28 protein-coding genes are annotated in these 23,057 nt (G+C 68.7%); 14 read left to right on the plus strand and 14 right to left on the minus strand.

The features are described 5' to 3' along the window. The 3 genes from AC3A6J_RS06620 to AC3A6J_RS06630 form a co-directional block, all read left to right on the plus strand. Positions 1–576: ankyrin repeat domain-containing protein (locus AC3A6J_RS06620; protein WP_487859110.1), on the plus strand; the 576-nt coding region annotated here is incomplete at its 5' end. Positions 577–707: 131 nt separating this feature from the next. Continuing rightward, positions 708–1,130, plus strand: a complete 423-nt coding sequence (locus AC3A6J_RS06625) for a secondary thiamine-phosphate synthase enzyme YjbQ (protein WP_487859111.1) — start codon at positions 708–710, stop codon at positions 1,128–1,130. 43 nt (positions 1,131–1,173) lie between these two features. Further along, positions 1,174–1,380 (plus strand): dodecin, encoded by a 207-nt coding sequence (locus AC3A6J_RS06630; protein WP_487859112.1) that lies wholly within the window; start codon positions 1,174–1,176, stop codon positions 1,378–1,380. A 19-nt stretch (positions 1,381–1,399) separates the two neighbouring features. Here AC3A6J_RS06630 and AC3A6J_RS06635 read toward each other — a convergent pair whose 3' ends face one another. The 6 genes from AC3A6J_RS06635 to AC3A6J_RS06660 all read right to left on the minus strand — a co-directional run bounded on the left by AC3A6J_RS06635 (position 1,400) and on the right by AC3A6J_RS06660 (position 4,472). Next, on the minus strand, positions 1,400–1,864 hold the full coding sequence (locus AC3A6J_RS06635; RefSeq protein ID WP_487859352.1) for a DoxX family protein: 465 nt from the start codon (positions 1,862–1,864) through the stop codon (positions 1,400–1,402). Positions 1,865–1,899: 35 nt separating this feature from the next. Then, the gene (locus AC3A6J_RS06640; protein WP_487859113.1) at positions 1,900–2,679 is read right to left on the minus strand and encodes an HvfC/BufC family peptide modification chaperone; all 780 of its coding nucleotides are present in this window, start codon (positions 2,677–2,679) and stop codon (positions 1,900–1,902) included. Beyond that, a complete protein-coding gene (gene bufB / locus AC3A6J_RS06645; RefSeq protein WP_487859114.1) occupies positions 2,676–3,524 on the minus strand; it encodes an MNIO family bufferin maturase in 849 nt (282 codons plus the stop codon). Before bufB ends, AC3A6J_RS06640 begins: the two co-directional genes overlap by 4 nt. A gap of 15 nt (positions 3,525–3,539) precedes the next feature. Next, complete coding sequence (locus tag AC3A6J_RS06650) at positions 3,540–3,827, minus strand: BufA1 family periplasmic bufferin-type metallophore (protein WP_487859115.1); 288 nt, start codon at positions 3,825–3,827, stop codon at positions 3,540–3,542. A gap of 121 nt (positions 3,828–3,948) precedes the next feature. Then, the gene (locus tag AC3A6J_RS06655; protein ID WP_487859116.1) at positions 3,949–4,200 is read right to left on the minus strand and encodes a hypothetical protein; all 252 of its coding nucleotides are present in this window, start codon (positions 4,198–4,200) and stop codon (positions 3,949–3,951) included. Continuing rightward, positions 4,197–4,472 carry a hypothetical protein gene (locus AC3A6J_RS06660; protein WP_487859117.1) on the minus strand — a complete coding sequence of 92 codons (276 nt, stop codon included), beginning with the start codon at positions 4,470–4,472 and terminating at the stop codon, positions 4,197–4,199. The genes AC3A6J_RS06655 and AC3A6J_RS06660 overlap by 4 nt, the downstream gene beginning before the upstream one ends. A gap of 203 nt (positions 4,473–4,675) precedes the next feature. Here AC3A6J_RS06660 and AC3A6J_RS06665 point away from each other — a divergent pair, with 203 nt between their 5' ends. The 10 genes from AC3A6J_RS06665 (at position 4,676) to AC3A6J_RS06710 (ending at position 16,293) form a co-directional block, all read left to right on the plus strand. Beyond that, positions 4,676–5,077 carry a type IV pilin protein gene (locus AC3A6J_RS06665; protein WP_487859118.1) on the plus strand — a complete coding sequence of 134 codons (402 nt, stop codon included), beginning with the start codon at positions 4,676–4,678 and terminating at the stop codon, positions 5,075–5,077. After that, positions 5,071–5,664, plus strand: coding sequence for a pilus assembly protein (locus tag AC3A6J_RS06670; RefSeq protein ID WP_487859119.1), 594 nt, complete (start codon positions 5,071–5,073; stop codon positions 5,662–5,664). Before AC3A6J_RS06665 ends, AC3A6J_RS06670 begins: the two co-directional genes overlap by 7 nt. Beyond that, positions 5,661–6,800: a PilW family protein gene (locus tag AC3A6J_RS06675; protein WP_487859120.1), complete on the plus strand. Its 1,140-nt coding sequence runs from the start codon at positions 5,661–5,663 to the stop codon at positions 6,798–6,800. Before AC3A6J_RS06670 ends, AC3A6J_RS06675 begins: the two co-directional genes overlap by 4 nt. After that, on the plus strand, positions 6,797–7,357 hold the full coding sequence (locus tag AC3A6J_RS06680; protein ID WP_487859121.1) for a pilus assembly PilX family protein: 561 nt from the start codon (positions 6,797–6,799) through the stop codon (positions 7,355–7,357). The genes AC3A6J_RS06675 and AC3A6J_RS06680 overlap by 4 nt, the downstream gene beginning before the upstream one ends. Positions 7,358–7,394: 37 nt before the next feature. Next, entirely contained in the window at positions 7,395–10,463 is a 3,069-nt protein-coding gene (locus AC3A6J_RS06685) for a pilus assembly protein (protein ID WP_487859122.1), read from the plus strand. 15 nt (positions 10,464–10,478) lie between these two features. Continuing rightward, complete coding sequence (locus AC3A6J_RS06690; RefSeq protein WP_487859123.1) at positions 10,479–10,976, plus strand: GspH/FimT family pseudopilin; 498 nt, start codon at positions 10,479–10,481, stop codon at positions 10,974–10,976. A gap of 106 nt (positions 10,977–11,082) precedes the next feature. Continuing rightward, the gene (locus tag AC3A6J_RS06695; protein ID WP_487859124.1) at positions 11,083–11,931 is read left to right on the plus strand and encodes a DUF6502 family protein; all 849 of its coding nucleotides are present in this window, start codon (positions 11,083–11,085) and stop codon (positions 11,929–11,931) included. After that, the gene (locus AC3A6J_RS06700; protein ID WP_487859125.1) at positions 11,928–13,310 is read left to right on the plus strand and encodes a DUF5666 domain-containing protein; all 1,383 of its coding nucleotides are present in this window, start codon (positions 11,928–11,930) and stop codon (positions 13,308–13,310) included. Before AC3A6J_RS06695 ends, AC3A6J_RS06700 begins: the two co-directional genes overlap by 4 nt. Before the next feature lie 120 nt (positions 13,311–13,430). Further along, positions 13,431–14,192, plus strand: coding sequence for a winged helix-turn-helix domain-containing protein (locus AC3A6J_RS06705; protein ID WP_487859126.1), 762 nt, complete (start codon positions 13,431–13,433; stop codon positions 14,190–14,192). Between the two features lie 4 nt (positions 14,193–14,196). Next, a complete protein-coding gene (locus AC3A6J_RS06710; RefSeq protein ID WP_487859127.1) occupies positions 14,197–16,293 on the plus strand; it encodes a PAS domain S-box protein in 2,097 nt (698 codons plus the stop codon). Positions 16,294–16,297: 4 nt separating this feature from the next. On the opposite strand, the gene AC3A6J_RS06715 is transcribed toward AC3A6J_RS06710, so the two are convergent. Further along, positions 16,298–17,083 carry a Crp/Fnr family transcriptional regulator gene (locus AC3A6J_RS06715; protein WP_487859128.1) on the minus strand — a complete coding sequence of 262 codons (786 nt, stop codon included), beginning with the start codon at positions 17,081–17,083 and terminating at the stop codon, positions 16,298–16,300. Positions 17,084–17,288: 205 nt separating this feature from the next. Between AC3A6J_RS06715 and AC3A6J_RS06720 the strand changes: the two genes are divergently transcribed. Then, positions 17,289–17,798, plus strand: coding sequence for an ornithine carbamoyltransferase (locus AC3A6J_RS06720; RefSeq protein ID WP_487859129.1), 510 nt, complete (start codon positions 17,289–17,291; stop codon positions 17,796–17,798). 14 nt (positions 17,799–17,812) lie between these two features. Here the strand turns inward: AC3A6J_RS06720 and AC3A6J_RS06725 are convergent, their stop codons facing one another. The 7 genes from AC3A6J_RS06725 to AC3A6J_RS06755 are packed head-to-tail and all read right to left on the minus strand — an operon-like array spanning position 17,813 to position 23,056. Beyond that, positions 17,813–18,529, minus strand: a complete 717-nt coding sequence (locus AC3A6J_RS06725) for a sulfite exporter TauE/SafE family protein (protein WP_487859130.1) — start codon at positions 18,527–18,529, stop codon at positions 17,813–17,815. Between the two features lie 2 nt (positions 18,530–18,531). Then, complete coding sequence (gene hemN, locus AC3A6J_RS06730; RefSeq protein ID WP_487859131.1) at positions 18,532–19,953, minus strand: oxygen-independent coproporphyrinogen III oxidase; 1,422 nt, start codon at positions 19,951–19,953, stop codon at positions 18,532–18,534. Then, a complete protein-coding gene (locus AC3A6J_RS06735; protein ID WP_487859132.1) occupies positions 19,950–20,201 on the minus strand; it encodes a hypothetical protein in 252 nt (83 codons plus the stop codon). The genes hemN and AC3A6J_RS06735 overlap by 4 nt, the downstream gene beginning before the upstream one ends. Continuing rightward, positions 20,198–20,503, minus strand: coding sequence for a FixH family protein (locus tag AC3A6J_RS06740; RefSeq protein ID WP_487859133.1), 306 nt, complete (start codon positions 20,501–20,503; stop codon positions 20,198–20,200). The genes AC3A6J_RS06735 and AC3A6J_RS06740 overlap by 4 nt, the downstream gene beginning before the upstream one ends. A 19-nt stretch (positions 20,504–20,522) precedes the next feature. After that, positions 20,523–21,956 (minus strand): cytochrome c oxidase accessory protein CcoG, encoded by a 1,434-nt coding sequence (gene ccoG, locus AC3A6J_RS06745; RefSeq protein ID WP_487859134.1) that lies wholly within the window; start codon positions 21,954–21,956, stop codon positions 20,523–20,525. A gap of 17 nt (positions 21,957–21,973) precedes the next feature. Beyond that, a complete protein-coding gene (gene ccoP, locus AC3A6J_RS06750) occupies positions 21,974–22,888 on the minus strand; it encodes a cytochrome-c oxidase, cbb3-type subunit III (RefSeq protein ID WP_487859135.1) in 915 nt (304 codons plus the stop codon). Between the two features lie 27 nt (positions 22,889–22,915). Next, complete coding sequence (locus tag AC3A6J_RS06755; protein WP_487859136.1) at positions 22,916–23,056, minus strand: cbb3-type cytochrome oxidase subunit 3; 141 nt, start codon at positions 23,054–23,056, stop codon at positions 22,916–22,918. Position 23,057: the final 1 nt, after the last annotated feature.

Below are 23,057 nucleotides of genomic sequence, written 5' to 3' on the forward strand. Positions count from 1 at the left end.
GACAACGCAAGCGGCGTGCGCACGCTGCTGAACCGCGGATTCGACCCCAACACGCGCGACGAGCATGGCCAGACCGGCTTGCTCATCGCGCTGCGCGAGCCGTCGCCAAAGGTCATCCAGGTGCTGATCGAATCGCCGAAGACCGACGTCGACATCGCCAACCCCAAGGACGAGACGCCGCTGATGCTCGCCGCCATCAAGGGCCAGCAGGACGTGGTGGCCCAGTTGCTCAAGCGCGACGCCGCCGTCAACAAGACCGGCTGGACGCCGCTGCACTACGCCGCATCGAGCGGGCAACTGAGCATCATGAAGGTGCTGCTCGACAAGCACGCATTCATCGACGCGCAGTCGCCCAACGGCACCACGCCGCTCATGATGGCCGCGATGTACGGCTCGACGGAGGCGGTGAAGCTGCTGCTGGCCGAAGGTGCCGACACGGCAATGAAAAACCAGCTCGGCATGACGGCGGTCGATTTCGCGAACAAGGCCAGCCGTTCGGAAGCCGCGCAGCTGATCGAAGCGGCTGCCGGGGCAAAGAACGGCCCGAAGGCCATTCCGAAGGACGGCAAGTGGTGAGCCAGCCGGGGGGCACGCGGCGGGCCTGAAGGCGATCCGCCGGTCCGGTGCCGATCAGACCGTCCTCTAAGGGAACACAATGTGCATTATGTTAAATGAAAGATGTGCATCTGCCCGCAGCAGGTTTTGCCATGCTTGACCAAAGGACCACCACCCTCACGTTCGATACGCCAGGACGCGGCCTTCTGGAGATCACCCCCGCGGTCGCTCGCTGGGTCGAACGCAGCGGCCTGCGCACCGGGCTCGTCACGCTGTTCGTCCGCCACACGTCGGCGAGCCTGCTGGTGCAGGAAAACGCGGACCCCGAGGTCCAGGCCGATCTGGAGCGCTTCTTTGCGCGGCTCGTGCCCGATGGCGATGCGCTGTTCCGGCATCGCGACGAAGGCCCCGACGATATGCCGGCCCATGTGCGCTCGGCGTTGACGGCGGTCCAGCTCTCGATCCCGGTGGCCGATGGCCGCCTGGCGCTGGGCACCTGGCAAGGCATCTACCTCTGGGAACACCGCGCCCGGGCGCACCGGCGCGAGGTGGCCTTGCACCTGCTCGGTTCCTAGCGCAAGCTGGGGGCGTGCAATTTTTCCAACAAGGAGCAAGGCCATGTCGAACCACGTCTACAAGTCGCTCGAACTCACGGGCTCGTCGCCCCTCGGCATCGAGGATGCCGTGCAGACCGCCATCGCCAAGGCGCACGAGACGGTGCGCAACATCCAGTGGTTCAACGTGACCGAGACCCGCGGTCATGTGGTCGACGGCAAGGTCGCGCACTGGCAGGTCACGGTCAAGATCGGCTTCACGCTCGAGTAGCCGAGCCGGCCCCCCAGGGTCAGCGGATGCCGAGCGCCCGGTCGAGCGAAAGCCGGCCTGCCCCGCGTCCCACCAGCAAGAGCATCAGCGCGGCCCACGAAAGGTGTGTCGGCCAGGCGTCGGGATAAACGAAGAGCTGGATCACCAACGTCATGCCCAGCAACGCCAGCGCCGACAGGCGCGTGAACAGCCCGAGCACCAGCAGCAACGGAAACAGGTGCTCCGCATAGGCCGCAAGGTGCGCGGCGATCTCGGGCGGAATCAGCGGCAGCTTGTATTCGGTGCTGAAGAGGTAATAGGCGCTGTCGCTCAGCGTGAGGAAGCCCTCGACCTTGGTGCGGCCCGACAGGAAGAAGATCGCGGCGACAGCCACGCGCGCGGCAAGCGCGAGCAGGTCGTGCGGCACCATGCGCGTGAGCAGATCGGCGGCCGCGTTCCAGCGTGCGAGCAGGCCGGCGCGGGGGCCGCGCTCCACGTTCGGCATGGCGTGGGTGCGAAGGCGGCTGCTGTTGTTGTTGTTCATGAAGGTCTTCCCGTTGAAACGATGGAGGCCTGCGCACCAACGAAGGCGCCGGCGCGCAGCAGGATGCCGAAGGTGGCGGCCAGGTCGGCGCCAGGGTCGACCAGCAGCGCTTCCTCGGCAGCGTCGGCCAGCCTCGCGCCTTCGGCGCAGGCGTCGAGGAACACGCAGCCGGCGCGCGGGATCTCCTGCCACTGGACGGTGTCGTGCGGCCGCGTGAGCAAGGCGCCCTCCCCTTGCCAATCCAGTTCCTCGTCGACTGGATCGTGCCGGCGATTGCGTTCCCAGATGCTGAAGATCGGCTGGTCCGGGAACCAGGCCCAGCGGGCCGCCGGGTGCGGCTCGAGCACCAGCGTGGCCAGATCGCGGCCGGCCACCCAGCCGGCATCGGCCACCGGCGCGTCCGTCGCGACGTGGGCTTCGCGCCAGAAGGCATCGAGCTGCGCCACGCCGGGCAAGTAGACGAGTTCGCCAGCCGGCTCGAACTGGCGCAGGAAATCGGCAAAACCATGGCCGTAGTGCAGCAGCCGGCCATCCTGCGGCGCTTCGACGGCCGCGTGGATGGCGGCCGCGGCGCGGAACCATTCCTCGCCGACGAGCCGCACCACCGCGGGAAAGTTGGCTTGCAGCGTGTCGATGCAGCCCTTCATGACGGTGTTGCGGTACACCGCGAAAGCCGGTTGCCCCGCCAGCGCCTGCATCTCGGGCGCAACGGCGCCGGGCTCGGCAAAGAGGGCCTGCGCAAAGGCTTGCTGGAAGTCGCCAAGGGTCGTGTTCATGCGATGGACTCCTGTAGGACTGTCTCGCGTGTGAGTTCTTCCGCCGCCTGCCCGCGTTCGGCCATCAACTCGCCGAAGCCCGGCAGGTTGCCGTCGCGCTCGACCAGCGTGGGCCGCGCACCCGCGCGCTCGATGAAGCGGCGGTAGAGCTGCCAGACTTCGGCCGCGACCGGCGCATCGTGCGAATCGATCAGCAAGGTTTCACCCAACGCCGGATCGGTGCTGTGGCCCGCCAGATGGACCTCGCTGACCAGCGCGTGCGGAAAGCGGTCGATCCACTCGTCGGCGGAGAAGCCGAGATTGCGCGCAGAGACGTAGACGTTGTTGATGTCGAGCAGCAGCGAGCAGCCGGTGCGCCGTGCCAGCTCGCGCAGGAAATCGATCTCGTCCCATTCATGCCCGTCGATGCGCAGATAGTGCGACGGGTTCTCCACTGCGATGGCGGTGCCGAGCGCATCCTGCGTGCGCGCGATGTTCGCGGCGATGCGCTTCAATGCGGCCGTGCTGCGCGGAAATGGCAGCAGGTCCGGAAAGTAGCAGCCGTTCCACGACGACCAGGCGAGGTGTTCGGAGATCAGCGCGGGCTCGATGCGACGGGCCAGTTCGACCAGGCGCTGCAGGTGGGCGGCATCAGGCTCGGCATCGCCCGCAAGCGAGAGCGAAACCCCGTGCAGCGACACCGGATGGTGGGCCCGGATCGCTTCGAGCCATCCGAGCCGGGGCCCGCCGGCCACCATGTAGTTCTCGGGATGCACCTCGAACCACAGGCCTTGGGCGCGTGCGCCGAGCGCTGGCTCGAAATGCTCCGGTTTCAGGCCGACTCCGGCCGTGAGAACGTTCGACATGGCGGCGGCCGCCGATCAGGACTTGATCGGTGCGAGCGAGCCCATGCCCTTCGGGGTCTTGATCGTGGTGCAGGTGCCGGTGGGCACGTTCTTCCAGGCATTGCCCTGGTAGTCGACCTTGGAGGTGCCTGCGCAGGTGGTGCCGGGGCCGGCGGCACAGTCGTTCTTGCCGGCGAGCGAGACGCCGTAGCACTTTTCCATCTTGGCCATCTTGTCGGCCATGGGTTTGTCTTGCGCCATGGCGGAGCTGGCGGTGAGCGCGCCCAGCGCGAGGGCGGTGATGGCGAGGGGACGGTGGATCATGGGTGTACTCCGAAGGGTGTTGAACTGAACAAGCAAACCACGCGAATTGCGCGGTCGCCAGTTAGTTCTCGACCCAGCTGGAGCGGGTTACACCCCTGTCGACCCCATCTGCATGACTAATTTAACGATTGTTTCCAGCATTGCCCTCGGCGTCGCTCTTTGCCTTGTCGTCCTGCGGCGCCTTCGGCAGCTTGACCTTGGTGACTGTCACCGAAACCGGGTCGCTGGCGGGGAAGGATTCCTCGACCCCGCTGTCGAGCGCGTCTTCGCTCGGCTCCTCCTGCACCGGCGTGGATGGCTGGGGCGGCGGCTTGCCGTGATTTTCGGAGGTGGGGAAAGGAAAGGCGTTGCCCGATGTCTTTTTCGATGTCATGTGCGCTCCTGCTCAGGGTTTGGCGGCTCCCGATTGGTTTCGGATCTGAAGTTCTCGCGCAATCCGTAGGCTGCGGAGCCTTCGTGGCGGGCGGCCTCCGCGTTTCGGCGCTTCTGCTGCATGCGCTCCGGCGGCGTCGGTGCCGTGTCCTCTTCGCCCGCGGCCGAGGAACTGCTCGCGAACTTCTCGCCTGCGCCGATGTTGTCCACGCCACCGCTGGTGGTGGGACGGGTTCCGTCGCCTGAACCCATGCTGCCGGGTGTTCTGTTCATGTCGTCTGGCTCCTGCTCATCGAAGAGCGTCGGTCGTAGATGAATGAATCGATTCTGGTGACGCCCCAGCGACCCGACGTAGGACGGCGCCAGCGTCCATCGGTCGGAAGCATCCCCGCCCTGCAACACTCGGCCTGCAAACGGTTGTAATGTGATAAATTCACATTGCTAACAATATGAAACACAATGGCACGCTGAACGTAATGACAAAGAATTCATTTGTGCAGCATCGCGGCTTCACGCTCATCGAAGTGATGATCACGGTCGTCATCGTGGCGATCCTGGCCGCGGTCGCGCTGCCCAGCTACACCCGCTATGTGATGCGCGCCAAACGGACGGCTGCGCAGGCGGAGATGATGGACATCGCCAACCGACAGCAGCAGTTCCTGATGGCCAACCGCAGCTATGCGAACAAGGTCACCCTCGCGGCCAGCGGCTACACCCTGCCACCGGAGGTCGCGGCCAACTACGGCTACACGATCACGCTGCCGAGCGGCCTGGTTCCGGGCTACGTACTGACCTTCACACCCACCGGCACCCAGGAACCCGACGGCGACCTCACCCTCGACAACCAGGGCGTGAAGACGCCGGCCGACAAATGGTGACTCGGCATTCGTCGTCGGCGGCGCCCGCACGGGCGCAGCGCGGCACCTCGCTGATCGAGGTGCTTGTCACGCTCCTGATCGTCGCCTTCGGCCTGTTCGGCCTTGTCGGGCTGCAGGCGCGGCTGCAGTCGACCGAGATGGAGTCGTACCAGCGCTCGCAGGCGCTGATCCTGCTCAACGACATGGCCAGCCGCATCGCCATCAACCGCCGCATGGCCGCGAGCTATGTCACGGGCGAGCCGCTCGGCGCGGGCGATGCCTGCCCGACCGCCACCGGCACGCGCCAGCAGGTCGATGCCATGGAATGGTGCAACGCGCTGCAGGGCGCGGCCGAGACCTCGGGCGACACGCGGCTTGGCGCGATGATCGGCGGACGCGGCTGCGTCGAGGACCTGGGCAACAACGAATACCTGGTCACCGTCGCCTGGCAGGGTCTGGTGCCCATTTCTGCACCGCCCGAGGGCGTGGCCTGCGGCAAGGACCAGTACGACGTGGCGCCCACCACCGCCATGCCCTCGCCCGCCTGCTCGGCCGACCGGTGCCGGCGCACGGTGACGACGCTGGTGCGCATCGGAGCGCTGTCATGACGCAGGCGCGCGGCGCCCGGCGCTGGCACCAACACGGCCTGACGCTGGTCGAGCTGATGGTGGCGCTCGCCATCATGCTGGTGGTGCTGGCCGCGCTGATCGCGCTGTTCCTCAACGTGAGCAGCACGCAGCGCGAGATGGTCAAGGTCAACCGGCAGATCGAAGGCGGGCGGCTCAGCGTGTTCGTGCTCGAGAACGAGGTCGCGCATGCGGGCTTCTGGGAAAACTACATGCCCCAGTTCGACGACCTGACGGTCAGCGGCGTGCCCCAGAAGGTGCCGACCGGGACGGCGCCCGACCCCTGCCTGCCCTACACGGCCGCGAACTGGACCGACGATTTCAAGCGCAGCCTGCTCGACATCCCGGTGCAAGCCTACGACGCAGTGCCGGCCGGCTGTGCCGGGCTGCTGACGAACAAGAAGGCGGGCACCGACGTGTTGGTGGTGCGCCATGCCGAGCCGTGCGTCGCGGGCACGGCCGGCTGCGAGGCGGATACGGACGGCAAGCTGTATTTCCAGTCGTCTTTCTGCGGCACGCAGAAGCCGTCGGACTTCGATCTCGCGACGGCCGGCTTCGCCACCATGGCATTGAAGGACTGCACGACGCCAGCGCCCAAGCGCCGGTTCGTGGCCGACATCTACTACGTGCGCGATCACGCCGAAACGGTGGGCGACGGCATCCCGACGCTGGCGCGCTCGCGCTTCGACTTGACGCCGACCGGCCTCGCGCAGCAGGCGCCGGTGCCGCTGATCGAGGGCATCGAGGGCTTTCGCGTCGAACTGGGCCTGGACACGCTCGGCAAGACCGGTGCGGTCGTCGACTACACCACGGCCATCGCCTGGGCCGACCCGGCCAACCATTCCATGCCGACCAACCGCGGCGACGGTAGCCCCGACGGCAATTTCATCCACTGCAGCACGGCCGCGCCCTGCACCGCCGACCAGTTGATCAACGTGGTGTCGCTCAAGCTCTACGTGGTGGCGCGCAGCCTCGAGACCTCGCCCGGCCATACCGACACGCGCACCTACAACCTTGGAGCAGCCACGCTCGGGCCGTTCAACGACCGCTACAAGCGCCACGCGTTCACCACGGCAGTGCGCCTGGTCAACGTCACCGGCCGCAGGGAAACGCCGTGACGCCAGTGCCGCCCTCCTCTCTCGCCGGTCAGCGCGGCGCCGCGCTCATCGTCGGGCTGATCATGCTGGTGCTGATCACGCTGGCGGTCACGGCCGGCTTCACGCTCAGCAACACCAACCTCAAGTCGGTGGGCAACATGCAGAACCGCAATGAAGCGGTCGCGGCTGCAAATCGCGCGATCGAGGAGGTCGCGAGTTCGCTGCTGCTGCCGGGCGCCGACGGGTCGCCCTCGCTCGCGACCCCGCAGGAAACGGTGAGCCGCGTCGACATCGACAACGACGGCACGGTCGACTACACGGTGCAGGTGGCGGCACCCACCTGCGTGCGCGCAACCCGATCGACCGAGACCGGTGGCGGCGGGCTCGGCATCGGCGGCATCGGCGGCGGCGGATCGACCGCCGGCGCCGGGCTCGACGCCTTGCCCGAGCAATACAACACGGTCTGGGACATCAGCACCTCGGTGGCGCACGCGGCCAGCGGCACCACCACTGCTGTGCGCCAGGGCGTGCGGGTGCTGCTGAGCAAGGAACAGTTCCAGGCGCTGTGCGCCTCCTGAAGATCGCGACGACGACGAAGAAGAACGGATCGGCCCTATGAAAAAGAACATCATCCGCACCTTCTGCGCCGCCGCGATGCTCGCGCTCGGCCTGTCCGCGGCGTCCCGGGCGGAGGACATCGACCTGTTCGTCGGCTACAACCAGAGCGCGGCCGAGGCGCCCAACGTGCTGTTCGTGCTCGACAACACGGCCAACTGGAACCAGCCCTTCGTCGCCGAGATCGAGGCGCTGGCGAATGCCTTCAACAGCCTGCCGGAGGGCAAGTTCAAGGTCGGCGTGATGATGTTCACCGAGACCGGCGGCGGCAACTCGAACGAAGACGGCGCCTACCTGCGCGCCGGCGTGCGCCTGATGGACAAGGCCACGCAGGCCAGGTACGCCGCGCTGATCGGCAGCCTCGACAAGATCGACGACAAGTCCAACGGCGGCAAGGCCGGCAAGATGATGGCCGAGGTCTACCGCTACCTGAGCTCCGGCGCGCCGATGGCGGGCAACAACAAGGCCAAGGCCGACTACGCGGGCAACGTCTTCGGCAGCGCCGCCTCGAAGGCGGTCTATGCGCTGGGGGGCAACCCGCTCGCGGCGGTCAACAGCACGCGCTACACCGGCCCGGACACCGCCAACTGCATCGGCACCTTCGTCATCTACATCAGCAACGGTGCCGCGCAGGACAACAACGCCGACACCGTCACCTCGACCGCCGCGCTGCGCGCCGCCGGCGGCGACACCGCCACCATCCGTCTCGGCACCAGCGGCTCGCAGGAGAACGTGGCCGACGAATGGGCCCGCTTCCTGCAGTCCAGCATGGGGGTGAGCGTGTTCACGGTCGAGGCCGCCAAGGCGAGCGGCGGCCAGGGGCCGGGGTGGAGCGCGCTGCTGCAGAGCATGGCGACGGTGAGCAAGGGCGAGTATTTCGACCTCTCCGCGGAGGTCGACCTGGGCCTGGCGCTCAAGGAAACGCTCGACGACATCTTCAGCAAGATCCAGTCGGTCAACAGCGTGTTCTCGTCGGTGAGCCTGCCCGTGAGCGTGAACACCCAGGGCACGTACCTCAACCAGGTGTTCGTCGGCATGTTCCGCCCCGACGAATCGGCCTATCCGCGCTGGAACGGCAATCTCAAGCAGTACCAGCTCGGCCTCGACCGCAACAACCAGCTGATCCTGCAGGACGCGGCCGGCGCCAACGCCATCAACAACCAGACCGGCTTCATCGCGCCGTGCGCGCGCAGCTTCTGGACACCGCTGCCGAGCGACAACGACACCTACTGGCGCTTCCGGCCTGCGGGCGACTGCGTCGACAAGGCCGAAGCCGAAAGCCCCGACGGCAACGTCGTCGAAAAGGGTGCGCAGGGCTACATGCTGCGGCAGCTCGCCGTGGCCGATCGCAACATGAAGACCTGCACGCCGGGCAACTGCACGGCGCTGACGAGCTTCAGCGACGGCAACACCAACATCACCACGACCGCGCTCGGCGTCGAGACGACCACCGAGCGCGCCGCGCTGATCAACTGGCTGCGCGGCCTGGACAACAAGGGCGACGAACGCGAGGACACCGCCGGCAATCCCCTCACCTCGAGCGCCATGCGCCCCTCGGTGCACGGCGACGTGGTGCACTCGCGCCCGGTGGCGATCAACTACGGCACCGACACTGATGCGCAGGTGGTGGTGTTCTACGGCGCCAACGACGGCGCACTGCGCGCCGTCAACGGCAACCAGTCCGGCACCGTCGGCGGGGCGCCCCCCGGCGGCGAGCTGTGGTCCTTCGTGCCGCCGGAGTTCTACGGCAGCATCAAGCGCATCCACGACAACAGCCAGCGCATCAACTTCCCGGGCCTGCCCACGACGCTGGGCCCCGGCGCGCCCAAACCCTACGGCATGGACGGCCCGATGGCAGCCTACCGCGACGGCAGCACGGCCTGGCTCTACGCCAGCATGCGCCGCGGCGGCCGGCTGATCTATGCCTTCGACGTCTCGAACCCCGCGGCACCGAGCCTCAAGTGGCGCCGCGGCTGCCCGAACCAGGACAACGACACGGGCTGCGACACCGGCATGGCCGGCATCGGCCAGACCTGGTCGGCGCCCAAGGTCGTGAAGGCCAGCGGCCACGGCGATGGCAGCACGCCGGTGTTGATCTTCGGCGGCGGCTACGACAAGTGCGAGGACGTGGATGCCGCCACCGCTGCCACCGCCTGCGGCACAGGTGCCAAGGGCAACCGGATCTACGTGCTCGACGCGAACAGCGGCGAAATCCTCAACACCTTCACCACCTCACGCAGCGTCAGCGGCGAAGTGACGGTGGTGAACGACAGCGCTGGCCTCGCCGTGGTGGCCTATGCCGCCGATCTGGGCGGCAACGTGTACCGCATCAAGATCGGCAGCACCGCGCCCGGCAGCTGGACGATGACGCGGATCGCGGCGCTGGGCTGCGACACCGTGGCCACCTGCACGCCCAACCGCAAGTTCATGTTCGGCCCCGACGCCGTGGTGGACAACGGCGTGGTCGTGCTGCTGATCGGCTCGGGCGACCGCGAGAAGCCGCTGCGCTCCTACGGCGCGGCGCTCAGCGTCACGAACCGCTTCTACATGATGGTCGACAAGCCGAACGACGACAGCTGGCTCGCCAACGAAGCGACCCGCTGCAACGACAACGCGTTGCTGTGCCACGCCTCGCTGCTCGGCATCACCGGCACCGGCTCGCCCTCGACCGCCGACCTGGCCGCCCGCAAGGGCTGGTGGCTCGCGCTCGAGGCCGGCGAGCAGGTCGTGACCTCCTCGGTCACGGCTTACGGCACCACCACCTTCAACACCCACACGCCGACCAATCCGGCTGTGCGCCAGTCCTGCCGCGCCGACCTCGGCACGGCCAGGGTCTACAACGTCTCCTACCTCAATGCGGCCGGCCAGAACGCCGGGCCGCGGTTCCAGACCGTGGTGGGCGGCGGCCTGGCGCCCTCGCCCGTCGTCGGCCGCGTGAAGATCGGCAACGGCTACCGCGACGTGGTGATCGGCGCCAACCCCGATTCGTTCCTGAGCCCGAAGGGCACCGCCGTCAAGACCGCGTTCACGCAGCCCAAGGGGCGCGTCTACTGGTTCATCCAGAAGTAAGGCAAGGCACCACCCATGCGAATGCGCGGCTTCACGCTGGTCGAGTTGATGGTCACTGTCGCGGTGATGGTGGTGCTCGCCATGATCGCTGTGCCCTCCTACGACAACGTGCTGCTGTCGAACCGGCTCGGCGCCTACGCGACCGACCTGGTCGCGGCCAGCCAGCTCGCCCGCAGCGAGGCGATCAAGCGCAATGCGCAAGTGACGCTGTGCGCCTCGTCGAACGGCAGCAGCTGCGCCAGCAATGGCCAGTGGGAGGCAGGCTGGATCGTCCTCAGCGGCGGCCAGGTGGTCCAGAAGCAGGGCGCGGCCGCCAATGGCTATCGCATCCGCGACGGCGCCAGCCAGAGCGCGCTGCGCTTCGAGGGCACAGGCGTGGGCGCTACCGCCGCCACCCTTACCATCTGCCGCGCCAGCCCGGCCGGCTCGCAAGAGCGCGTGGTGAAAATCAGCGCCACCGGGCGCTCGTCGATCACCCGTTCAGCGGCCGGCAGCTGCAGCGCCGGCGGATGAGCGGTTTTTTGTGCGATCCTCCGCGGCGACGACAATAGCGCACTGACGGCGGCCGCCGCCCGCAGGCCGAAAACCGTCACCCCATCGGTTTCACACGCTTCATTTCATGGAACACCAGCTCGACTGGGCACTTGCCGCCTGCGCCCGCATCCTGCGGCCCGTGGTCAGGCTCGCCCTGGCGATGGGCGTGAAGCATCCGCATCTCGAGGTGCTGCTGCGCGACGTGCTGCTCGAGGAGGCCGCGCGTTCCTGGCGCCGCCAGGGCGTGGCCCGGCCCAACATCAGCCAGCTGTCGGTCACGACGGGGCTGAACCGCAAGGCCGTGACCGCGAAGGTCCGCGAGACCGCGGACGCCCTGCCCCACACCGAACTCTCGGCCGCGGCCAAGACCTTCACGCTGTGGCTGCAGATGGTGTCCGAGAACCTGGCCTTCCAGCGCCTGCCGATCACCGCCGAAGGCGACGACGTGCCCTCCTTCGAGACCGTGGCCCGGCTCGGCAGCCGCGGCAACGTGCACCACCGCACCATCCTCGACGAGCTGGTGCGCCTGAACATGGTCGCCGAGCAGGACGGATGCGCCGAGCTGAAGGTCGACGGCTTCGTGCCGGTGGACGACCTGCAGTCGATGCTCGCCTTCCTCGGCGACAACGGCCGCGACCACCTGCTGGCCGCCGTCTCGAACACCCTCGGCGAGCAGCCGCGCATGCTTGAGCGCGCGGTGTTCGCACGCGGCCTGAGCGCGGAAGACTGCGAAAAAATCCACCAGCTGGTGCGCGAGCGCTGGTCGGCACTGCATCTGGAACTCACGGGCGAGATGACCCGCGCGGTCAAGCGCGCGCCAGATGGCGCCAAGGGCCGGATCCGGGTCGGCATCTACACCTATTACGAAGATGAGCCGGCGCCGCAGACGCGGCCGGCCGCCCTTCCCTCGGGGCGCAAGGAAGTAAAACGATGAACATCCCAACAACCTTGGTGCGCGGCATCTTCATGGCCGCGGCGATGGCGGTGCTGCTGTCCTGCGGAGGCGGCGGCGGTGGTGGGGGCTCCGTGAGCGGGCTCGGTCTGAGCGGCGGCTATGGCACCGGTACCGGCACGGGAACCAACAACGATGGCGGTGGTGGCGGCGGCGATGGGCCGGGCGGCCCCGGAACGGGCGGCACGGGCACCGCGGGCGGCAGCGGCGGCGGTGACGGCGGCGATGGCACCTCCACCGCGGGCAACGGCACGGATGACGGTTCGGGCGTGGGCTCGGGCGGCACCGGCGTGAGTGCCGACGCGGGCATCGGCTCGGTCGGCGGCATCGGCAGCGTGATCCTCAACGGTGTGCGCTACAACACCGACACCGCGAGCTTCAGCCTCGAGGACACCGCCGAGCTGCAGATCGGCATGAGCGTGCGCATCGCCGGCAAGATCGACAGCGAGTTCACCACCGCCACGGCCCAGAGCGTGGTCTCGGCGGCCGAGCTGCGCGGCGCGGTGTCGGCGATCGACCTCGCCGGCGGCAGCTTCACGGTCATGGGCACCACGGTCAGCACCGACAACGCCACGGTCTGGGGCGATTCGACCGGCCTCGCCCAGGCGGTCGCCGGCCAGGTCGTGCAGGTGTGGGGGCTGCCCGTCGCCCCGGGCGCGCTGCGCGCCACGCGCGTCGAACTGCGGCCCAGCAACACCGCAGCGTTGGTGACCGGTGCCGTAAAGAACCTCGACCGCGGCGCCAAGACCTTCACGCTCGGCCAGCTCACTGTGAGCTTCGAGCAAGCCGCGTTCTCGGGCGGAATCGACGCGGCCTCGCTCGCCGAAGACGCGATCGTGCGCGTGCGCGGCGGCACGGCGCCCAGCTTCGGCAACTTCACGGCCAGCCAAGTCCAGGGCTGGTATGCGGTGCCCCGGCAGGCGGGCGCGGCGGTGCAGCTCGCGGGCGTGGTGAGCGGCTTCAACGGGCTGGCCAACTTCAAGCTGCTCGGCACGACCGTCGATGCTTCCGGTGCGCAGATCCCGGGCGGCCAGCAGGATTCGGTGGGCAACGGCGTCAAGGTCGAGGTCGACGGCATCATGTCGGCGAATGGCGTGCTGGTGGCAAAGAAGCTGCGCGTGCGCAACGTGCCAGGCGTCGGCGGCCCGGTCGACTTCTCGCTGATCGGCGCCATCGGCAGCTACCAGTCGGCCTCGGATTTCCGGGTGCAGGGGCGGGCCGTGGATGCCAGCGGCCCGTCGACCGTGTTCGAGAACGGCACCGTCGCCGACCTCGGCAACGGCCGCCGCGTCACCGTGGTCGGCGACAGCGTCGCGCAGGGCGTGCTGATCGCCACCCGCGTGACCTTCGCCACACCCTGAACCGCCACCGTCTCGAGCGGCACGGCCGCCCGAGGTTAAGTTTCTCGATGTGTGCGTGATACGCTTACAGGCAGTTTCGGCGATGCCGCCGAACCCGCGCCCACATCCCCTGCCTGCCGAATGACATCCGCCTTCCACATCGCGGTCCTCGACGATGAGGTCGACATCACGCTGCTGCTGGCCAACTACCTTCAGGGCCATGGCTTCCGTGTGACCCAGCTGCACGACGGCCGGTCACTGACCGCGCTGATGAGCACCGATCCGGCCGACCTGGTGCTGCTCGACCTGGGCCTGCCCGGCGAGGACGGATTCGCGATCGCGCGGCGCATGCGCGAGACTTGGCGCTGCGGGCTCGTGATCGTCACGGGCCGCGGCGACGCGGTGGACAAGATCGTGGGCCTCGAGGTCGGCGCGGACGACTACGTGACCAAGCCCTTCGACCTGCGCGAACTCGTGGCACGCATCAAGGCCGTGCTGCGGCGGCTGGCGCCCGAGGGCGCGCCGCTCGCCCGGGCGCCCGCCCCGCTGCCACCGGCAGCGGCCCCTGCGCCGGCGGCACCCGGCGGCCGGCTTTCGTTTGCCGGGTGGCGGCTCGACACCGCGGCGCGCAGCCTCTCGGACCCGCAGGGCGTCAATGTGGCGCTCACGGGCGGCGAGTTCGACCTGCTCTGTGCCTTCGTGCGTCATCCGGGCCGCGTGCTCTCGCGCGACTTCCTGCTTGAGCACACGCGCGGGCGCGAGGCGGCCCCGTTCGACCGCACGATCGACGTGCAGGTCGGCCGGCTGCGCCGCAAGATCGAGTCCGACGCCGACGATCCGCAGATCATCAAGTCGGTGCGCGGCGCCGGCTATCTCTTCGTTGCGCCGGTCATCCCGGGCTGAGGTCATGCACGCCTCTACGCCGCCCACCGCCGGCGCCCTGCCCGGCCTGCCTTCGGGCATCGAGGAATCCAGCGTCTTCCGCTCGCTCTTCTTCGCCTACCCCGATGCGCTGCTGCTCGTCGACCAGGCGGGCGCCATCGTGCTGGCCAATCCGTCGGCTGCCATCCTGCTCGGCTACACGGTCGACGAGCTCGTCGACCTGAGCGTCGATGCGCTGGTGCCCGACAGCATCCGGCCGCGCCATGCTTCCTATCGCGAGGCCTACGGCCGGGCGCCGCGTCCGCGGCCCATGGGCACGCAGATGGAACTGGTCGCCAAGCGCAAGGACGGCAGCGAGGTGATGGTCGAGATCGCGCTGAGCCCGCTTCAGAACCAGGGGCTGCCGTTCGTGGTGGCCGCGATCCGCGACATCGGCGCCTACCCGCGCGTGAAGCAGGCGCTGCAGCGCGCGCGCTACAGCGACCATGTGGCGCAGCTCGGCCGGCTGGCTGTGGACACGCGCGATCTGCAGGTCGTGCTCGACCACGTGCCGGCAATCGCCGCCGAGGCGCTGGAGGTCGACGTGGCGATGGTGCTGCTGCTCGAAAGCAGCCGGCTCGAGTTTCGCGTCGCCAGCGGCGTGGGGCTGGTGCCCGGCGAGGAGGTCGGTGCAAGGCTGCAGAGCCACGCCAGCACCCCGCCAGGCTTCGTGTTCGCCGAGGGCGCGCCGGTGGTCGTGTCCGACTACAGCGTGGAGCGCCGCTTCGCCGTGCCGCAGGCGTACCTCGACGCGGGCATGGTGAGCGGCGTGGCCGTGCCCTTCTACGACCGCGGCCGCTTCACCGGCGTGCTCGCCGTCCGGTCGCGCGAGGCCAGGCGCTTCGGCGACGAGGAGCTGCGCTTCCTCGAATCGCTCTCGAACCTGCTCGCGACCAGCCTGCAGCGGGTGCAGACCGAGGAGGCGCTCAACCATGCGCAGCGGCTCGAGAGCGTCGGCCAGCTCACTGGCGGCATCGCGCACGACTTCAACAACCTGCTCACCATCATCCAGGGCAACCTGCAGGTGCTCGAAGAGCTGCCGGGCCTGGCGCAGGACAGCCACGCGCAGCAGCTCGTCGGCGCCGCCACGCGGGCATCGCGGCGCGGTGCGGAGCTCACCGGCAAGCTGCTGGCCTTTTCACGCCGGCAGATGCTCCAGCCCAATGCGGTCGACACGCACGCGCTGCTGCAGTCGCTCGCCGACATGCTGCGGCGCACGCTGGACCAACGCATCACGATCAGCATCGATGCCGCACCTGGTTGTCCGTCCGTGTTGGCCGACCCGGGGCAGCTCGAATCGGCGCTGTTGAACATCGCCATCAATGCGCGCGACGCAATGCCCAAGGGCGGCGCGCTGCATTTCAGCACCGAAGCTTGCGGCGCGCTGCCGCCCGAGGTGCGCAACGAACTCAGCGAACACGACGCGCATGGCCGCTTCGTCGCGATCTCGATTGCAGACAGCGGCACCGGGATGACCGACGAGGTGAAGGAACACGCCTTCGAGCCCTTCTTCACCACCAAGGAAGCGGGCCGCGGCACCGGGCTGGGGCTCAGCACCGTCTACGGATTCGCGAAGCAGTCCAAGGGCGCAGTGGCCATCGCGAGCCGGCCCGGGTCGGGCACCACCGTGACGCTCTATCTGCCAGAGCTCGACGACGCGGCGCCTGCCGCGCCGCGCGAGGATGCGGTCGGCCATGCCATTCCCGCGGGCCTGCGCGTGATGCTGGTCGAGGACGACGCCGAAGTGCGCAAAGTGGTGCAGGCATTCCTCGCGGCGCTCGGCTGCACCGTCTCGACAGCCGCCAACGCCGAGGAGGCCCTGCTCGCGCTCGATGCCGGCGCGGGTTCGTTCGACGTGTTGCTGAGCGACATCGCGCTCGGTCCCGGCATGCGCGGCACCCGGCTCGCCGCCGAGGTGCAGCGGCGCTTTCCGCAGGTCGCGATCCTGCTGATGTCGGGGTTCTCGTCGGAGTTACTAGAGGCTGACCGCGACGTGCTGCAGGGCTGGGAGCTGCTGCGCAAGCCCTACACGCGCGCCGAACTCGCGGGCGCGCTGACCCGGGCGCTCGCGGGCCGGCACTGATCGGCTATTGCAGCATCGCCGGTGCCGGGGCCAGGCAGCGCTGCACGAATGCCGACAGCGCGCCCACGTCGGGGATCTGCACCTCGCGACGGCCCTTCTCCATCGCAATGACCTTGTCGCGCGCCAGCCTCGACAGCGCCCGGCTCACGCTCTCGAGCGTCATGCCGAGGTAGTTGCCGATCTCGGCGCGCGTGATGCGCAGGGTGATCTGGTCGGCGCGCATGCCGCGCTCGGCGAGCGACTCGGCCCAGTAGCGCAGGAAGTCGGCCACGCGCGCGTCGGTCGGCAGCGTGCAGACCGACATCAGCGAATCGCGGTCATGCGCGATCTCGCGGCTCATCGCCGTGTGGAACACCTGCAGCAGCGTCGGTTCGGCCAGACAGGCCGACACGAGCGATTCGTACGAGACGACCCAGACCTCGCCCGTGTCCATGGCCACCGCGTCACAGGAATACTGGTTGCGCGCCATGCCGTCGAAACCCAGCCAGTCGCCGCGAAACTTGAGCCCGACCACCTGCTCGCGGCCGTCCGCCGAAAGGTTCACGATCTTGAAGAAGCCCGAGTTCAGGATGTAGAGATTGCCGAAACGCTCGCCGGCCTGGTAGACCCGGTCGCCCGCATGCACCACGCGGCGCTGCGGTGCGAGGCGCTCCTGCAGCAGCTTCAGCGTCTCGGCCATCGTGCGGCTCGCCCTTTCATAGACCGCCACGCCCGTGGCGGGCCTCGCGCCGGCCGCGGCGAAGCCCTGCAGTGCCGGAAAGGCGGTGGCGGTGCGGGTGAGGTCGAGCATCTGGTAACTCCTGTGCATCTCGTTATTTAGTAGACAAATGTTAAAAAACACGAGGCAATGGCATGCCAATGGTTCGCATCGTTGGGTAACGCTCGGTGAACCCTCCGTGTCCGATCTGTAACGGCACGCCGCGCGCCAGGTTTGATCCGCATCAATCCTGGCCGGCGTCTGCGCCGCTAGTCTTGCGGGCTTCATCCTGGCGCCCATGTCCTATCCCTTTGAAATCCACAATGCCGCGGCCTTCCGGGCGCTGTCGCCGCAAGACGAGGCGGCACTCTTGAGCGCTGCGCGCCTGCTCCAGGCGGCCTCGCTGCGCGGCGCCCCCGCTCCGCAGCTCAAGGGAAAGAACCTGGGCATGCTCTGCAGCGACGACGAAGCCCACCGCGAGAGCCGCGCGTTGTTCGAAGGCGCGGCGAAAGCGCTCGGCGCGCTCGTCGCCACCGTGCGCCCCGGCCCTTCCAACCTGGGCATGCCCGGCGAGGTCCAGCATGCGGCGCGGATCCTCGGGCGCTTCTACGACGCGGTGGAATGCCAGGGGCTCCCGCCGGAGGTGGTGCGCGAGATCGGCCGGCATGCCGGCATCCCGGTCTACGACGGCGCGGCCTGTGCGTCCCATCCGACCGCGCGCCTGGCCGCCTGGCTCGACGAGCGCACCCCGCCCGCGGCCAACCGGTGTTTCGTGCTGCAGGCCTTGCTGCTCGGTAGCGTGAACTGAACCCTGCGCGGCGCTCAGCGGCACCAGGCGTCGATGCGCGGACCCAGGTCGGACCAGAGCGCCTGCACCGCCACCGCGGCGAGCAGCACGCCCGACAGCCGCGCCCCCCAGGCCTGGAGGCTGCCTTCGCCCTGCCGGTGCAGGCGCCGCCAGAGCCAGGGCCCGAGCGCCAGCGACAGGCCGCTGCCGAGCGCGAAGGCCAGCATGGCGAGGCCGCCGTCCCACGGCCGGTTGCCGAGACTCGCCAGCAACAGCGCCGAATGGAGCAGTCCGCACGGCATCGCGACCCACAGCGCGCCGGTCGCGAGCACCCCCAGCGGCGTGGCCGCGCCGAGCGGGCGCAGCCGTGCTTCGAGCCGGCGCCCGATGCGCTGCGTCCACACCGGCTGTCGCCCGGCGATCGCCAGCATCGCGCCCCAGGCAAAGACGAACACGTGCAGCAGCGTCCAGAGCGGCCGCAGCGCCGCCACCTGGTCGCTGGCAAGCGCCAGGCTGCCCACGCTCGCGGCTGCGGCGGCGCCCGCGACTGCATAGCTCGCAGCGCGGCCCAGGTGGAAGGCGGCCTGCGCACCGACCCAGGCGGGTGCGCCCGTGCCGCCGGACCCTGCGTGCGCCCGAACGGGAACGATGCGGATCACGGCGGCCGATGCGGCGCCGCACATGGCGATGCAGTGCGGCCCGCTGGCCAGGCCCATGACCAGCGCGGCGCCGGCGAGTGCTGTCTGCGTCATGCTCACACCATCCGCGAGAAACGGCCCTGGCTCGCGCGGCTATAGCGGTCGAACACCATCGCGATGGCGCGCACGACGAACCAGCCCTGCGGCGTGACGCGGATGTCGTGGTCGGTGATGCGCACCAGGCCCTCAGCCGCGAGCGGACCGAGCGCAGCGAACTCGGCCGCGAAATGGCGCCGCGCGTCGATCCGGTGCGCCTCGCCCACGGCATCGAAATCGACGTGGCCCTGGCACATGAGCGCCATGATCACGTTGCGCCGAAGCAGGTCGTCGCGCGTGAGCGCCAGACCGCGCTCCACCGGCAGGCGGCCCTGGTCGAGCAGGTCGCAGTAGGCCTCAATGGTCTTGGCGTTCTGGCTGTATGTGGCGCCCATGCGGCCGATGCCCGACACGCCCAATGCCAGCAGGTCGCCCTCGGGCTCGGTCCCGTACCCCTGGAAGCCGCGCTGCAGCCGCCCTTCACGCCGGGCCACCGCGAGCGGATCGTCCGGAAGCGCGAAGTGGTCCATGCCGATGTAGACGTAGCCTGCTGCGGTCAGTGTGGTGATTGCATGCGACAGCATCCGCACCCGCGCCGCTGCATCGGGCAACTGGTCCGCGGCGATGCGCCGCTGCGGCTTGAATCGCTCGGGCAGGTGGGCGTAGGCATACAGGGCGATGCGGTCGGGCCGCAGGTCGCACACCTGGGACATGGTGCAGGCGAAAGAGGCGTCGTTCTGGCGCGGCAGCCCGTAGATCAGATCCACGTTGATCGAGCCGAAGCCCAGCGCGCGCGCCTCGGCCATCAGCCCGAAGACCTGCTGCGCCGGCTGGATGCGGTGCACCGCCTTCTGCACCTCGGGATCGAAGTCCTGCACGCCGAAGCTCAGGCGATTGAAGCCCAGCGCCGCGAGGTGCGCGAGCCGCACCGCATCGACGGTGCGCGGATCGATCTCGATCGAGCGTTCGCCGCCCGGGACCAGGTCGAAGACCGTGCCGAGCATCGCCATCAGCTCGCTCAGCTCCGCATCGGCAAGGAAGGTCGGTGTGCCGCCGCCGAGGTGCAACTGGCTCACGGCCGCGCGCGCGCCGAGCGCCGCCGCCTGCAGCCGCGCCTCGCGCGCCAGGTAGCCGAGGTAGCGCGTCGCGCGTTCGCGGTGCCGCGTCACCACCTTGTTGCAGGCGCAGTAGTAGCACAGAGATTCGCAAAACGGAATGTGCACGTAGAGCGAGAGCGCGGGCGCATGGGTGCCCGCACTGCGCCGCTCGCGCAGCGCCAGCGCATGAGCCTCGGCGCCGAACGCCTCGACGAAGCGGTCGGCCGTGGGGTAGGAGGTGTAGCGGGGTCCGGCCACGTCGAACTGTCGCAGCAGGTCGGGCGGCAACGGCTGCGCAGAGGGACGCTCGGCGGTCCCGGGGGCCACGGGAAAAGACAGGCTCATTGCGGATGCTCCGGAAGATCGCGCGCCGGCGGCATGGCGAGCAGCGCGGTGAAGGCGCTCGACGCGGCCGCCATCGCCCAGAAAACGAAGAAGGCGATGCTGTAGACGCCCTGGCGCGAGAGCCGCAGCGCGTCACCGCCCCAGTGCAGGTCGGAAGGATCGACCAGGGAGAAGACCAGCACCTCGAGCCCGCAGGCGAGCAGGAAGGCCGGCCACAAGATGCCGATGACCTGGCGCGACGAACTCATCGCAGTACCTCCGGCGGCGGCAGCGGCACGGCCTCGACCGGCGTGGTCGCATGGTTGCGCCCGGCCATGGCGGGCATCAGCTTCTTGTCGGCCAGCATGCGGTTGATCTCGATCCCGCGCCGGTAGTAGTCGGCCGAGACCACCGGATCGGGCGTGGCGAGCGCATACCAGAGCGTCACGAAACTCGCGACCACCACCAGCGCCGGTCCGGCGATCACCATCCACAGCAGCGGATGCCGCCACCACCGATCGTCGCCTTGCGTTGCCGGCGCGTCGTTGCCGATCGATGTCGTTGCGGTCATGTCGTTGTTCCTTGTCGATTCAGCGCGGCACCAGGAAGGCCGCCGGTTCCGAGACCTGCACCCCGCCTGCGCCCTCTTCCCGGATGTCGAAGTGCACGGTGTGCGAACCCGCCGCCACAGCGCCATAGGGCACCTGCAGCCGAACCGCCACCCAGCGCGACTGGGCCGCGTCCACGGTGACGGGGGTGTCCGGCGAGACGCTCAGCCCGTCGATGCCGTGCGCTGTGATGCGATAGCTGCGCGGCGCCTCGGTGGCATTCATGATCTGCAGCCGGTAGACGTTCTCGAGCCGGCCCCCCTCGACGATGCGCGCGAGCGATGCGCGGTCGCGCACCACATCGACCTTGAGAGGCGTGCGCACCACCAGGCTCGCGAGCAACCCGGCCACGAGCAGCGCGAGGATCGCCGCATAGGCCAGCACGCGCGGGCGCAGCACCCGCCGCAGCAGCTGCTGGCGCGACCATCCGGCCTCCATGCCGTTCTGGGTGTCGTAGCGGATCAGCCGCGGCGCATAGCCCATCTTGCGCATCACCGTGTTGCAGGCGTCCACGCACAGGCCGCAGCCGATGCACTCGTACTGCAGCCCCTGGCGGATGTCGATACCGGTCGGGCAGACCTGCACGCACAGGCCGCAGTCGATGCAATCGCCGAGCGCCTTGCTGCGCGGGTCGATGTCCTTGCGCCGCGGGGCGCGCGGCTCGCCGCGCTGCGGGTCGTAGCTGACGATCAGCGTGTCGCGGTCGAACATGGCGCTCTGGAAGCGCGCGTAGGGGCACATGTACTTGCAGACCTGCTCGCGCATGAAGCCCGCGTTGCCGTAGGTCGCGAAACCGTAGAAGAAGACCCAGAACACCTCCCACGAGCCCATGCCCGTCTGCAGGAAGGCCAGGCCCAGTTCGCGGATCGGCGTGAAGTAGCCCACGAAGGTGAAGCCGGTCCACATCGCGATGCCGATCCAGACCAGGTGCTTGAACCACTTCTTCACCAGCTTCTCGAGCGACATGGCCTCGCCGTCGAGTCGGATGCGGGCCGAGCGGTTGCCCTCGATCTTGTGCTCCACCCAGAGGAAGATCTCGGTGTAGACGGTCTGCGGGCAGGCATAGCCGCACCACAGCCGCCCTGCCACGGCGGTGAACAGGAACAGCGCCAGTGCGCTGACGACCAGCAGCCCAGACAGGTAGATCAGGTCCTGCGGGTACAGCACGAGCCCGAAGACATAGAAGCGGCGGGCGGCCAGATCGAACAGCACCAGTTGCCGTTCGCCCCACTGGATCCAGGGCATGCCATAGAACACCAGCTGGGTCAGGAACACCATCGCCCAGCGCCAGCGCGCGAAAACGCCCTGGATCGCACGCGGATGGATCTTCTTGGATGCCTGGTAAAGGCCGACCGCTTCGGCTTCGGCCGCGACGGGAACGATCGGAATCGACTTGCGGCCTGCGGATGATTCCATGATCAACCTCCGCGCATTCAGGGCCCGGCGACCGGTGCGTTCGAGAAGCCCCAGACGTAGGACGCGAGCAGCTTGATCTGCGCCTCGGTCAGCCGTCCTTGCTGCGCCGGCATCTCGCTCTTCTTGCCTTCGTTGACGATCTGGACGATCGCCGCCTCGCCCCAGCCGTGCAGCCAGACCTTGTCGGCGAGGCTGGGCGCGCCCACCGCCTGGTTGCCGACCCCGCCGATGCCGTGGCAGGCGGCGCAGGCCGTGAACTTCGACTTACCGAGCCCTGCGCGCAGCGAGTCATTCGGCGCGCCCGAAAGGCTCAGCACGTAATTGGCGAGGTTCTTCACGTCATCCTGCGTGCCGACCGCGGCCGCCATCGGCGGCATCGTGCCGGTGCGGCCGTGGGTGATCGACTCGACGATCTTTTCGGGCGTGCCGCCGTGCAGCCATTCCTTGTCGGTGAGGTTCGGAAAGCCCTTGCTGCCGCGCGCATCGGAGCCGTGGCACTGCGCGCAGTTGTTCATGAAGAGCCGCTCGCCGATCGCCATGGCCTTCGGCTCGCGGGCAATGTCTTCCGGGGCCATGCCGTCGTAGCTCGCATAGACCGGCGCGAGCGCGGCGGTGGCCTTGGTGAGTTCAGCCTCGTATTCGGCCTTGGCGCTCCATTCCGCCTGGCCGTCGAAGCTGCCGAGGCCCGGGTACACCACGAGGTAGCCGACCGAGAAAAGGATCGTGAGCACGAACAGGCCGACCCACCACAGCGGCAATGGATTGTTGGCTTCGCGCAGGTCCTCGTCCCAGACGTGGCCAGTGGTGTTGTCCGCGTCCGAGGGCACGCGCTTGCGCGCCGTGAGCCACAGCAGCAGCAGGCATCCGAGGATGCTCAGCAGCGTGCCCGCCGCCACGTAGTTGGACCAGAAGTTGTTGACGAAATCGCTCATGGGGGCTCTCTTGTTTTCTCTTCGCGCTCAGTCCTGCTCGAGCGGCAGCTGCGCGGCCTCGTCGAAGCGGGCGGCGTTGCGGCTGGCATAGGCCCAGGCCACGATGCCGAGGAACAGCGCGAAGCAGGCCAGCGTGGCGCCGACGCGCAGGAAGGTCAGGTCGATCATG

The sequence above is a fragment of the Variovorax sp. Soil_C_39 genome (assembly GCF_057656815.1).